The sequence below is a fragment of the Pseudomonas sp. 34 E 7 genome, assembly GCF_900005715.1.
GTDB lineage: Bacteria > Pseudomonadota > Gammaproteobacteria > Pseudomonadales > Pseudomonadaceae > Aquipseudomonas > Aquipseudomonas orientalis_A.
In genome coordinates, this window is record NZ_CVTX01000169.1 from 104,127 (window position 1) to 116,992 (window position 12,866).

12 protein-coding genes are annotated in these 12,866 nt (G+C 62.2%); 3 read left to right on the forward strand and 9 right to left on the reverse strand.

What is annotated here, in order from left to right:
- The first annotated feature begins 271 nt into the window (after positions 1-271).
- The gene (locus tag BFP96_RS22945; RefSeq protein ID WP_065937076.1) at positions 272-901 is read left to right on the forward strand and encodes a glutathione S-transferase family protein; all 630 of its coding nucleotides are present in this window, start codon (positions 272-274) and stop codon (positions 899-901) included.
- A gap of 19 nt (positions 902-920) precedes the next feature.
- Here the strand turns inward: BFP96_RS22945 and BFP96_RS22950 are convergent, their stop codons facing one another.
- Positions 921-1,376, reverse strand: coding sequence for a retropepsin-like aspartic peptidase RloA2 (locus tag BFP96_RS22950; RefSeq protein WP_065885457.1), 456 nt, complete (start codon positions 1,374-1,376; stop codon positions 921-923).
- A gap of 231 nt (positions 1,377-1,607) precedes the next feature.
- On the opposite strand from BFP96_RS22950, the gene BFP96_RS22955 reads away from it, so the two are divergent.
- A complete protein-coding gene (locus BFP96_RS22955) occupies positions 1,608-2,489 on the forward strand; it encodes an acyltransferase (protein ID WP_065937077.1) in 882 nt (293 codons plus the stop codon).
- 2 nt (positions 2,490-2,491) lie between these two features.
- On the opposite strand, the gene BFP96_RS22960 is transcribed toward BFP96_RS22955, so the two are convergent.
- Complete coding sequence (locus tag BFP96_RS22960) at positions 2,492-3,064, reverse strand: DUF2780 domain-containing protein (protein WP_065894112.1); 573 nt, start codon at positions 3,062-3,064, stop codon at positions 2,492-2,494.
- Positions 3,065-3,188: 124 nt separating this feature from the next.
- Here BFP96_RS22960 and BFP96_RS22965 point away from each other — a divergent pair, with 124 nt between their 5' ends.
- Complete coding sequence (locus tag BFP96_RS22965) at positions 3,189-3,647, forward strand: anti-sigma factor domain-containing protein (RefSeq protein WP_065894111.1); 459 nt, start codon at positions 3,189-3,191, stop codon at positions 3,645-3,647.
- A gap of 155 nt (positions 3,648-3,802) precedes the next feature.
- Here BFP96_RS22965 and fdhA read toward each other — a convergent pair whose 3' ends face one another.
- From fdhA to glyA, 7 genes are all read right to left on the reverse strand, one after another.
- Positions 3,803-5,002 carry a formaldehyde dehydrogenase, glutathione-independent gene (gene fdhA / locus BFP96_RS22970; protein ID WP_065885453.1) on the reverse strand — a complete coding sequence of 400 codons (1,200 nt, stop codon included), beginning with the start codon at positions 5,000-5,002 and terminating at the stop codon, positions 3,803-3,805.
- A gap of 196 nt (positions 5,003-5,198) precedes the next feature.
- The gene (purU, locus tag BFP96_RS22975) at positions 5,199-6,056 is read right to left on the reverse strand and encodes a formyltetrahydrofolate deformylase (protein ID WP_016977808.1); all 858 of its coding nucleotides are present in this window, start codon (positions 6,054-6,056) and stop codon (positions 5,199-5,201) included.
- 161 nt (positions 6,057-6,217) lie between these two features.
- Entirely contained in the window at positions 6,218-6,850 is a 633-nt protein-coding gene (locus tag BFP96_RS22980; protein WP_065892464.1) for a sarcosine oxidase subunit gamma, read from the reverse strand.
- Positions 6,851-6,966: 116 nt separating this feature from the next.
- A complete protein-coding gene (locus tag BFP96_RS22985; RefSeq protein WP_065892463.1) occupies positions 6,967-9,984 on the reverse strand; it encodes a sarcosine oxidase subunit alpha in 3,018 nt (1,005 codons plus the stop codon).
- On the reverse strand, positions 9,981-10,283 hold the full coding sequence (locus BFP96_RS22990) for a sarcosine oxidase subunit delta (protein ID WP_065885450.1): 303 nt from the start codon (positions 10,281-10,283) through the stop codon (positions 9,981-9,983). The genes BFP96_RS22985 and BFP96_RS22990 overlap by 4 nt, the downstream gene beginning before the upstream one ends.
- Before the next feature lie 15 nt (positions 10,284-10,298).
- Positions 10,299-11,549, reverse strand: coding sequence for a sarcosine oxidase subunit beta (locus BFP96_RS22995; RefSeq protein WP_010207084.1), 1,251 nt, complete (start codon positions 11,547-11,549; stop codon positions 10,299-10,301).
- 22 nt (positions 11,550-11,571) lie between these two features.
- Positions 11,572-12,825, reverse strand: coding sequence for a serine hydroxymethyltransferase (gene glyA, locus BFP96_RS23000; RefSeq protein ID WP_065892462.1), 1,254 nt, complete (start codon positions 12,823-12,825; stop codon positions 11,572-11,574).
- Between the last annotated feature and the right edge of the window lie 41 nt (positions 12,826-12,866).

Genomic DNA, 12,866 nt, shown 5'->3' on the forward strand with positions numbered 1-12,866 from the left:
GCCGCAATGGGCCATCCATGGCCCAGTGCGGCTAACCCGGCGTCCTGCCGGGTTACCCACGGATTCAAGCCTGCGTTCGGCCAGCGTGGTTTAATGGGGCGCCTGAGATCAAGATCAAGAGCGACTCGCTTCGCATCGTGGTTACGGTTGGGCGCTACAGAGTTGTATAGATGCCTATGCCCCGATGAGGCCCTTAGCTTCAGTAAAAATCCCCCTCGCCAGCCACCCCGCAACCCTCTAGGCTAACCCCAGCCTATTTCGAGGAATGCACATGTCCGCCCCCAGCATGACCTTGTTCCACAACCCCGCTTCACCCTTTGTACGCAAAGTCCGCGTGTTGTTGATCGAGACCGGTCAGCAGGACCGTGTCGCCCTGCACGCCTGCCTGCCCACCCCCGTCAACCCGGACGCCGAGGTGGTGCAAGGCAACCCGGTCGGCAAGATCCCGGCCCTGCGCCTGGCCGACGGTTCGGTGCTGCACGACAGCCGGGTGATCCTCGATTACTTCGACCACCAGCACGTCGGCAACCCGCTGATCCCCCGCGACGGCTCGGCCCGCTGGCGCCGCCTGACCCTGGCCTCGATGGCCGACGGGATCATGGACGCCGCCGTGCTGGTACGCTACGAAACCGCCATGCGCCCGGTCGAGAAGCATTGGGAGCCGTGGCTGGACGAGCAGCGCAACAAGATGCGGCGTGCACTGGCCGAGCTGGAGCAGAGCGCCATCGCCGAACTGGCCAGCCACTTCGACATCGCCGCCATCAGCGTGGCCTGCGCGCTGGGCTACCTCGACTTCCGCCACCCGGACCTGCACTGGCGCGCAGACAACCCCAAGCTGAGCGCCTGGTACGCCGAGGTCAGCCAGCGGCCTTCGATGCAGCAGACCCAACCGCCCGCCTGATATCACCCATGTGGGTCCGTCAGCAGTCCGGTTTGTCGGCGGTGTAGCGACGCGCCGGGTTCACCGCCGCACCGAATTCACGCAGGGCCTTGGCGCCGATCAGCAGCGGATAGTTGAAGCTGCTGCGGTCGGTAAGGTTGACCTCCACGGTACGCTTGACGTCGCCCAGGCACATTTCCAGGTCGATCACCGGGCGCTTGGCCACGCTGGCTTCGTCCTTGTCGTCATCTTCGTCGGCGCGGCTCTTGATCTTGCTGATGCGTGACACCTTGTGTTCGTAGACCTTGTTACCCGCATCGCTGCCGCCGAGGCGGAAGCGCACCCAATCGTCGCCATCACGGGTGAAGGTTTCGATGTCACGGGCCGACAGCGAGGCGGTCAGCGCGCCGGTGTCCATCTTGGCCTTGAAGGTCTGGCCGATTTCCGGCAACTGGATGTATTCGTAGCGACCGTAGAGGGTCGGTTCGGCGGCCATGGCAGGCGCAGCAGCCAGAACGGGAATAGCTAGGGCAAACGCGGCAAGGAGCAATTTCACGGCATGATTTCCTCGAAAGAAGTGGGCGAATTCTAGACCGCGCACACAGCACTTAGTTGGATGACCGAGCATAACCGGCACATTGTGAAACATTCGTCCGGCCATTTGCGATTTGGCCTCTAGACTCACCTTGCTTATGATGGCAAGCCCACAAGATTCCAAGAGTTATTTATGCGCCGCCTGCTCACCGGCTGTCTGGTCACACTGCTGCTGTTGCTCAACACGCTGATCCTGATCGGCCCCTTGATGGTGTTCGCTCTGCTCAAGCTGGTGGCGCCGGGCCGCTCGCGTGACTATGCGTCCCGGGCAGTGATGTGGATCGCCGAGACCTGGGCCGAGATCGACAAGCTGATCTTCGCCGTGTGCATTCCAACCCAATGGGATATTCGCGGCGGTGAGAGCCTGCGGGGTGACACCTCCTACCTGGTCATCAGCAACCACCAGTCCTGGGTGGATATTCCGGCATTGATCCAGGCGCTGAACCGGCGTACGCCGTTCTTCAAATTCTTCCTGAAAAAAGAGCTGATCTGGGTGCCCTTCCTCGGCCTGGCCTGGTGGGCGCTGGATTACCCGTTCATGAAACGCTACACCAAGGCGTTCCTGGCCAAACACCCGGAGCTGGCCGGGCAGGACCTGAAAATCACCAAAGAGGCCTGCGAGCTGTTCAAGCGCCAGCCGGTGACCGTGGTCAATTACCTGGAGGGCACGCGGTTCAGCGAGGCCAAACGCGCACAGCAGGATTCACCGTTCAGCCGGCTGCTCAAGCCCAAGGCCGGCGGCGTCGCGTTTGTGCTGGCGGCAATGGGTGAGCAACTGGACGCCATCCTCGACGTGACCGTGGTCTACCCGCAACCCAGGATTCCAGGGTTCTGGGATTTGATCAGCGGCGCGGTGCCGAAGGTGATCGTGGATATCCGCACCCGTGACCTGGACCCGGCGTTGTGGCAGGGGGATTACGAGAACGATCCGGCGTTTCGCCAGACCGTCCAGAACTGGGTCAACCAGCTCTGGAAGGAGAAGGATGCGCGCATCGAACAATTGCGCGCGGAGTAGCCTTAGCTGCCGGTGCCCCAGGCCTGGGCCAGCTTGCTCAGCAATGAGCTGTTGGCGCCTTGACCGCCCAGGTATTGCAGGATCACCGGGGCAAACTGGCCGATCATGCCGCTGTCCATGCCCAGGGCGCTGAACGCGGTGTTCAAGTCATTGGTATTTTTCACGTTACCCAGCAGGCCGTCCAGGCCACTGGTCTTGCTGCCGCCGTTCTGGCCGAGCATCCCGCTCAAGGCGCCGAGGCTGCCCAATGCATTGTTACCCGACAGTTGATCGAGGCCCGGTACGCTGCTGCCCAGCTGCGAAAAGTCGTTGCCGCTCAGTTTGTTCTTGGCCAGGCCGAGCATGGCGCCGGTGCCGCCGACCGCTTGCTCGGGGGTGATATTGAGTTGCGAGGTCAGGGCCGTCAGCAGGGCGGCCGTTTCCGATGTCGGCGCGGCGGCGGCAGCTTTGTTGTTGCCACCCTGCATGCCGGAAATGGCGTTGGCTGCATCGCCAAGGCTGAAACCTGCGGCGAAGACCGGGCCGGCGGCCACGCTCAACAGGCAGGAAAGGGCAAAACCGCGTGAAATCTTCATCAAGACAACCTCAGGAGATAGGTGCAAAGCACGCTTTGGACTGGGTATACCGACGGATGTTCCGGAACCCATTGGGGATAAGCGGGTCCATGAACTGACTACAAAATTTGTCAGGAAGAGACTTATGACTGCGATCCACCCCGAAGCGATTGAGCACAAGCCTGCATTCTGGAGCCGCCCTCGCCTGTTCATTGGCGCCTGCGCGGTGGTTGTTGCCGGTATTGGTGGCGCGCTCTACACCCAGGACAGCGTCAAGTCCGCGGCGACCCTGGTAACCACCACCCAGCAGCCGGCCGCACAAATCATGGCCCACAAGGATTACCTGGAAGTGCAGCCGATTGCCGCCACGGCACCTGCACCGGACCAGAGCCTGGAGCTGTGGGCAATTCCCAAAGATGGCACGCCTGTGTCCCTGGGCCTGTTGCCGGAGGACGGCAAGGGCATCATCGGCCTGAACCCGCGCCAGCAGGAAACCATCAGCAAGCCGGTGGAGTTGATGGTGAGTTCGGAGACCAAGGGTGGTTCCATCAGCAAACAACCCACAGGCCCGACCGTCTACCAGGGCGCACTGGCCACACGCTGATCCCCAAGCACCACAACACCCATGTGGGAGGGGCTTGCCCCCGATAGCGGTGGATCAGTCGTACATCGATTGACTGACACACTGCCATCGGGAGCAAGCCCCTCCCACAATGAAAAGGGCGACCCATGGGTCGCCCTTTTTAATTGCCGAACGCTTTACGCCGCACTGAACAGCTTATGCGGATCGATCACAAACTTCTTCGGCACACCCGCATCGAACTCGCCATAACCGCGTGGCGCGTCATCCAGGCTGATGACCTGCACGCCGACGATCTCGGCGATGTTGATACGGTCCCACATGATCGCCTGCATCAGTTGGCGGTTGTACTTCATCACCGGCGTCTGCCCGGTATGGAAGCTGTGGGATTTGGCCCAGCCCAAACCAAAGCGAATGCTCAGGCTGCCCATTTTTGCGGCGGCATCGACGGCACCTGGATCTTCAGTGACGTAGAGGCCGGGGATACCGATCTTGCCCGCCACGCGCACCACGCCCATCAGCGAGTTGAGCACGGTGGCCGGGGCTTCGGCCTTGACGCCGTCATGGCCGTGGCCGCGCGCTTCAAAGCCGACGGCATCGACGGCGCAGTCTACTTCCGGCTCGCCGAGCAGCGCGGCAATCTGTTCGTGCAATGGCGTGTCGGTGGACAGGTCGGCGATCTCGAAACCCTGGGCCTTGGCGTGAGCCAGGCGGATCGGGTTGACGTCGCCGATAATCACCACTGCAGCGCCCAATAGACGTGCTGACGCGGCAGCGGCCAGGCCGACCGGGCCGGCACCGGCGATGTAGACCGTGCTGCCTGGGCCAACGCCGGCAGTGACGGCACCGTGGTAGCCGGTGGGCAGGATGTCGGAGAGGCAAGTCAGGTCACGGATTTTCTCCATGGCCTTGTCGCGGTCCGGCAGTTTCAACAGGTTGAAGTCGGCGTAAGGCACCAGCGCATATTCGGCCTGGCCGCCCGTCCAGTCGCCCATGTCGACATAGCCGTAGGCACCGCCCGGGCGCGCCGGATTGACACTCAAGCACACGCCGGTGTGCATTTCCTTGCAGGAGCGGCAGCGACCGCAGGCCACGTTGAAGGGGACGGAGACCAGGTCGCCGATCTTCAGGTTTTCGACGTCGCTGCCCTTCTCGATCACTTCGCCAGTGATTTCATGCCCCAGCACCAGGCCGGTCTGGGCAGTGGTGCGGCCGCGCACCATGTGTTGGTCGGAGCCGCAGATGTTGGTGGAAACCACGCGCAGGATGACGCCATGCTCGATCTTCCTGCCGCGCGGGTCCTGCATTTTGGGATAGTCGATTTTCTGTACTTCGACCTTGCCGTTGCCGAGATACACGACACCACGATTACCAGACATGCTTTCACCTCGCTGTTGTTTTTATGGAACTGCGTTGCCCGTTGAGTGGGCAGCGCGTTAAGTGCTTGGGTACAGATGCTGTTTCTTGTGTTGTGGGTGAGGGCCTCATCGGGGGCAAGCCCCCTCCCACAGGGCAACGCATTTCAAATGTGGGAGGGGCGGTGCGACGATTCGACTTGCCCCCGATTGGCGCCAGTCAGAGCACCACCGTCCGATTGGCATTCAAAAACACCCGCCGCTCAATGTGATACCCCACCGCCCGCGCCAACGTGAGCCCTTCGATATCCCGCCCCTTGGCAATCAGATCCTCGGGATAGTGGCTGTGGTCCACCACTTCCACACCCTGGGCGATGATCGGCCCTTCATCCAGATCGTTGTTGATGTAATGCGCCGTGGCGCCGACCAGTTTCACGCCCTTGTTGTACGCTTGGTGATACGGCTTGGCGCCCTTGAACCCCGGCAGCAACGAGTGATGAATGTTGATGGCCTTGCCGTCCAGCTTGCGGCACAGCTCCGGCGACAGCACTTGCATGTAGCGCGCAAGGATCACCAGTTCGGCGCCGGTGTCTTCCACCACTTGCCACACTTGACGCTCCTGGGACGGTTTGTCGTTGGGGTCGAGGGGGAAATGGTAGTAGGGAATTTGATGCCAGTCGGCCAAAGGTTTCAAATCGGGGTGATTGGACACCACCGCGACCACGTCCATCGACAGCTGACCGATGCGCTGGCGGTACAACAAGTCGTTAAGGCAGTGATCAGCCTTGGAGACCATGATCACCACTTTTGGCCGGTAGTTCGGCGCCGTCAGCTCGAAGATCATGCCAAACGCTTCACCGCGCGTGGCCAGGCCATCGCGGAAACCCTGCTCGTCAAATCCATCGGGCTGACGGAATTCCACCCGAATAAAAAAACGGCCCGAGAGGCGGTCATCGAACGAATGGTGCTCGGTGACATAGCAGCCCTGCTCGAACAGATAGCGGGTGACCGCGTCCACCGTGCCGAGCACGCTGGGGCAGTCGGCGGTCAAAATCCATGTGTCGGGTGCGCGGCTCATAGCGGGTAACTCCTCAAACAACGCTATCTACTGTAGGAGCGAGCTTGCTCGCGAAGAACGCCAACGATGATGCGTGCATGCTGAATGAACGCGGCGTCTTTGAGTTTTTCGCGAGCAAGCTCGCTCCTACAGTGAAGGGGTGAGACAGCGCGAGCGCCATGTCAGGCTTGAACGCTCAGGCCAAATTCGGCCGAGGCATCCTGCAACCACAACCACCAGTAATCCGAGAAGCTGCGGCGAATCAGCAGTTCCCAGGTGTCCTCAGCGGTATGCCGGATCACCAGTTGTGACTTGGCGAACACCGTGCCCACCGCCTTGCCCACCGGAAAGTTATCAGGGTGCACGTCGTAGCTGGTGGACTTCATCAGCACATCGCGCACATTCGGGCCGCTGAGCTCGAGGATCTGCTGGCCGCCGCTGACGTTGACGATCTGGATATGCAAATCAGCCAGGGCCGCGCGCAGGTTTTGTTCGGCGGCGAACTCTTCGCCGCTCGGGACAATGAGCAGCCATTCATCCGGGCCGAGCCACTGCAGGCTCGTCTCACCCTTGAAGATCACGCTCAGGGCGCCGGGCAGCTCGATGCCAAGGGCCTTGTGCACCCCGGCGGCGAACGCTGCATCGTGGCCATCGCCACGAATGGTGAGGTGGCCGAGGAGTTTCTTTTCACGCACGGTTACGCCGGCGTTCTTGCGGCCCTTGCCGACCAGGCTGGCGAGGTCGGCATGGTGCAGCGACGACTCGGCTTTGGCGCCGGTGGTGGGGCGTTGTTGGTAAACATTGGCTGCTGTCATAAAGCACCTGTTCTGAATTCTGTTGTGAGGCTGATGGCCTCATCGGGGGCAAGCCCCCTCCCACAGGGGAATGCATTTCAACATGTGGGAGGGGGCTTGCCCCCGATGCAGGCGACTCAAATGTTCTGCCGATCACCCTTGGGGTCAAAGAACACCGAAGACACAATCTCCGCCTCGATCACACTGCCATCGGCCTGCGGCGAAAAAACCCGCTCGCCGATGCGCTTCAAGCCACCTTTCACCACGCCCATGGCAAACGAATAACCCAGGGAGTTGTGCGCATAGCTTGAAGTCACGTGGCCGACCATTTTCATCGGAATCGTCTGCTTCGGATCGAACACCAACTGCGCGCCTTCCGGCAGCCACACATTCGGATCGATCGGCTTCAAGCCCACCAGTTGCTTGCGTTCTTCACGCACGCAATCTTCGCGGTTCATCCCACGCCAGCCGATCCACGAGAACGGTTTGGTACGGCCCACGCACCAGCCCATGTTCAAGTCGTCCGGGGTCATCGAGCCGTCAGTGTCCTGGCCGACGATGATGAAGCCCTTCTCGGCACGCAGGACGTGCATGGTTTCGGTGCCGTACGGGGTCAGGTTGTACTTTTTGCCGGCCTCGACGATCTTTTCCAGCACGCCCATGGCGTAGTCGGCCTGCACGTTGACTTCATACGACAGCTCGCCGGTAAACGAGATACGGAACACCCGCGCCGGTACGCCGCCGACCAGGCCTTCCTTCCAGGTCATGAACGGGAAGCCGTCCTTGTCCAGGTCGATATCAGTCACTTCCGCCAGCAGCTTGCGGCTGTTGGGGCCGGACAGGGTCATGGTCGCCCAATGGTCGGTGACCGAGGTGAAATACACCTTGAGGTCCGGCCATTCGGTCTGCTGGTAGATTTCCAGCCACTGCAGTACGCGGGCGGCGCCGCCGGTGGTGGTGGTCATCAGGAAGTGGTTGTCGGCGAGGCAGGCAGTCACGCCGTCATCGAAGACCATGCCGTCTTCCTTGCACATCAGGCCGTAGCGCGCCTTGCCCACGTCCAGCTTGGTCCAGGCGTTGCTGTAGATGCGGTTGAGGAACTCACGCGCGTCCGGGCCCTGGATATCGATTTTGCCGAGGGTGGACGCATCCAGCAGGCCGACGCTGTCGCGCACGGCCAGGCATTCGCGCTTCACGGCGGCGTGCAGGTCTTCACCATTACGCGGGAAGTACCATGGGCGTTTCCACTGGCCGACGTCCTCGAATTCGGCGCCGTTTTTCACGTGCCAGGCTTGCAGCGCGGTGTAGCGCACCGGCTCGAAGATGTGCCCACAGTGACGGCCCGCTATCGCACCGAACGTCACCGGCGTGTAGTTGGGGCGGAACATGGTGGTGCCCATCTGCGGGATGGTCACGTTCAGCGAACGCGCCGCGATGGCCAAACCGTTGACGTTACCCAGCTTGCCTTGGTCGGTGCCGAAGCCCAATGCGGTGTAGCGCTTGACGTGCTCGACCGACTCGAAACCTTCGCGGGTCGCCAGTTCGATGGCGGCGGCGGTGACGTCGTTCTGCAGGTCGACGAATTGCTTCGGCGCCCGAGCAGTGGCTTTTTCGTGAGGCACTTGGAACAGCGCCAGGGTCGGTTCTTCAAGGCGGCTCAGGGCTTTAGGCAGTACGCCTTCAACCGGGGCGAAACCGGCTTCGCTGGCCGCGCGCACGCCGCCTTCAAAACCGTCGGCCAGGGAATCACCGAGGCCGTAGACGCCGTTGATACCACCGACGCACACGCGTTTTTGCGGCGCTTCGCCCGGCACAAAACCGAGGATATCTTCACGCCAGGTCGGCTTGCCGCCCAGGTGCGAAGCCAGGTGGACCACCGGGCTGTAGCCGCCGGAGCTGGCCACCAGGTCGCAGTCCAGCCACTCGCCGGGGCTGGTGACTTTATGGGCTTTAACATCGATCGCAGCCACTCGCGCAGCGCTCACACGCTTGGTGCCACGGGCTTCGACCACGGCGCTGCCGGTGAGGATACGAATGCCCTTGGCGCGAGCCTCTTCAACCAGGGCACCGCGTGGGTTGTGGCGCACATCAGCCACCGCAACCACTTGCAGACCCGCATCGAGCCAGTCCAGCGCAACGCGGTAGGCGTGGTCGTTGTTGGTCGACAACACCAGTTTCTTGCCCGGTGCCACGCCGTAGCGACGCACGTAGGTAGAGACCGCACCGGCCAGCATGTTGCCCGGCACGTCGTTGTTGCCGTACACCAGCGGGCGCTCGCACGCACCGGTGGCCAGCACCACACGCTTGGCACGCACACGGTGGATACGCTGGCGCACCACGCCAATCGGCGCGCGGTCGCCAAGGTGGTCGGTGAGGCGCTCGTGAATGGTCAGGAAGTTATGGTCGTGGTAGCCGTTGACGGTGGCGCGGGGCAGCAGCACCACGTCCGGCAGGGCTTTGAGTTCAGCGAGGACGCTGGCAACCCATTCGGTGGCCGGCTTGCCGTCGAGGCTTTCGCGGGAATCGAGCAGCGAACCCCCGAACTCTTCCTGCTCATCGGCGATGATCACCCGCGCACCGCTGCGCGCAGCCGCCAGTGCTGCGGCGAGACCGGCAGGGCCTGCGCCGACCACCAGTACGTCGCAATGACGGTTGAAGTTGTCGTAGGTGTCCGGGTCGTTCTCGGTCGGCGAGCGGCCAAGGCCGGCTGCCTTGCGGATGTACTTCTCGTAGGTCATCCAGAACGATTGCGGGTACATGAAGGTTTTGTAGTAGAAACCCGGCGGCATCAGCTTGCCGCCGACCTTGCCAAGAATGCCCATCATGTCGTTGTTGACGCTCGGCCAGCCGTTGGTGCTGGTGGCGACCAAGCCCTGGTACAGCGCCTGTTGCGTGGCGCGCACGTTGGGGATCTGGGTGGCTTCGGTGGCGCCGATCTGCAGCACAGCGTTCGGCTCTTCGGCGCCGGCGGCAAAGATGCCGCGCGGGCGCGAGTATTTGAAGCTGCGGCCGATGATATCGACGCCGTTGGCCAGCAGGGCGGCGGCCAGGGTGTCACCTTCAAAGCCTTTGTAGCTCTGGCCGTTGAACGTGAAGGTCAGGACTTTATTGCGGTCGATCCGGCCACCGTTGGACAGGCGATTGATCTGGCTCATACCTTCTCTCCAGAGGCCTTGGCGGTGAACTGAGGCTTCTCACCGATCTTGTAGGTTTCAAGAATTTCGTAGGTCACAGTGTCGCGGGTGGCGTTGAAATACTGGCGGCAACCGGCGGCGTGAATCCACAGTTCGTGGTGCAGGCCACGGGGGTTGTCGCGAAAGAACATGTAGTCGCCCCACTCGGCGTCGGTGCAGGCATTCGGGTCCAGCGGGCGCGGGATGTGCGCTTGGCCGGACGCGTGGAATTCCTCTTCGGAGCGCAGTTCGCCACAGTGAGGACAGAAGATATGCAACATGAGGTGGTTCTCCTGTTAGTGGGCGACGGCCGCAGCGCCGTGTTCGTCGATCAGCGCACCGTTGTGGAAACGGTCGATGGAGAAAGGTGCGGCCAGCGGGTGCATTTCACCCTTGGCCAGGCTCGCGGCAAACACGTTGCCTGAGCCCGGCGTGGCCTTGAAGCCACCGGTGCCCCACCCGCAGTTGAAGAACATGTTCGGGACCGGGGTCTTGGAGATGATCGGGCACGCGTCCGGCGTGGTGTCGACGATGCCGCCCCACTGGCGGTTCATGCGCACGCGTGAGAGCACCGGGAACATCTCGACGATGGCCTGGATGGTGTGTTCGATCACCGGGTACGAGCCGCGCTGGCCGTAGCCGTTGTAGCCGTCGATACCGGCGCCGATCACCAGGTCGCCCTTGTCGGACTGGCTGATGTAACCGTGCACGGCGTTGGACATGATCACGCTGTCGATAATCGGCTTGATCGGCTCCGATACCAGTGCTTGCAGTGGATGGGATTCGATCGGCAGGCGGAAACCGGCCAGCGAAGCCATGTGCCCGGAGTTACCGGCGGTCACCACACCGACGCGCTTGGCGCCGATAAAGCCCTTGTTGGTTTCCACGCCGATGCACACGCCGTTTTCCTTGCGAAAGCCGATCACTTCGGTCTGCTGGATCAAGTCCACGCCGAGTGCGTCGGCGGCGCGGGCAAAGCCCCAGGCCACGGCATCGTGACGGGCCACGCCGCCGCGACGTTGCACAGTGGCGCCGAGCACCGGGTAGCGGGTGTTCTTCGAGCAGTCCAGGTACGGAATCTCGTCGGCCACTTGCTTGGCATTGAGCAGTTCGCCGTCCACGCCGTTGAGGCGGTTGGCGCTGACGCGGCGCTCGGAATCACGGATGTCCTGCAGGGTGTGACACAGGTTGTACACGCCGCGCTGGGAGAACATCACGTTGTAGTTCAGGTCCTGGGACAAACCTTCCCAGAGTTTCATCGCGTGTTCGTACAGGTGCGCCGACTCGTCCCACAGGTAGTTGGAACGCACGATGGTGGTGTTGCGCGCGGTGTTACCGCCGCCCAGCCAACCTTTCTCGACCACGGCCACATTGGTGATGCCGTGCTCTTTAGCCAGGTAGTAGGCGGTCGCCAGACCATGCCCGCCGCCGCCGACGATGACCACGTCGTAGACCTTTTTCGGGGTCGGCGTGCGCCACATCTTCTGCCAGTTTTCGTGATGGCTGAGGGAGTGCTTGAAGAGGCCGAAGCCTGAGTAGCGTTGCATAGTCATTACTCCAAAACCGCGCTCAGCGATAAACCGGGAAATCAGCGCACAGGGCAGACACGTGCTTGGCCACGTTGGCCTCGACATCGGCATCGCCGAGGTTGTCGAGGATGTCGCAGATCCAGCCGGCCAGCTCGATGCATTGCGGCACCTTGAAACCACGGGTGGTCACCGCCGGGGTGCCGATACGCAGGCCCGAGGTCACGAAGGGCGACTGCGGGTCATTGGGCACGGCGTTCTTGTTGACGGTGATGTGGGCGCGACCGAGGGCCGCGTCCGCCTCTTTGCCGGTGAGGCCCTGACGGATCAGGCTGACCAGGAACAAATGGTTATCGGTGCCACCGGAGACCACGTCGTAGCCGCGTTTGATGAACACCTCGGCCATCGCCTGGGCATTGTCGATCACCTGCTGCTGATACGCCTTGAAGCCGGGCTCCAGCGCTTCCTTGAAACACACCGCCTTGCCGGCGATCACATGCATCAGCGGGCCGCCCTGGGCGCCGGGGAATACGGCAGCGTTGAGTTTTTTCTCGATGGCTTCGTTGGCCTTAGCCAGGATCAGGCCGCCACGCGGACCGCGCAGGGTCTTATGGGTGGTGGTGGTGACCACGTCGGCGTAGGGCAGCGGGTTCGGGTACAGACCGGCGGCAACCAGACCGGCGACGTGGGCCATGTCGACGAACAACAGCGCGCCCACCTTGTCGGCAATCTGACGGAAGCGTGGGAAATCCAGGGTCTTGGAGTAGGCGGAGAAACCGGCCACGACCATTTTCGGCTGGTGCTCCACGGCCAGGCGCTCGACTTCGTCGTAGTCGATCAGGCCGGTGTCGGTGTTGATGCCGTATTGCACCGCGTTGTACAGCTTGCCCGAGGACGACACTTTGGCGCCGTGAGTCAGGTGGCCGCCGTGGGCCAGGCTCATGCCCAGGATCGTGTCGCCGGCATTGATCAGCGCCAGGTACACCGCGCTGTTGGCGGACGAACCGGAGTGCGGTTGCACGTTGGCGTAATCGGCACCGAACAGTTGCTTGGCACGCTCGATGGCCAGGGCCTCGACCTTGTCCACATGCTCGCAGCCACCGTAGTAACGCTTGCCCGGGTAACCTTCGGCGTATTTGTTGGTGAGGCCGCTGCCTTGCGCTTCCATCACACGTTTGCTGGTGTAGTTCTCCGACGCGATCAGCTCGATATGGTCTTCCTGACGCTGCTCCTCGGCATTCATCGCCGCCAGCAGTGCGTCGTCATATCCCTGGATCTGGTCTTGTTTGCTGAACATCGCGTCTCTCCCAGCCTTTCGTATTGTTGAGGCCCTCGCAG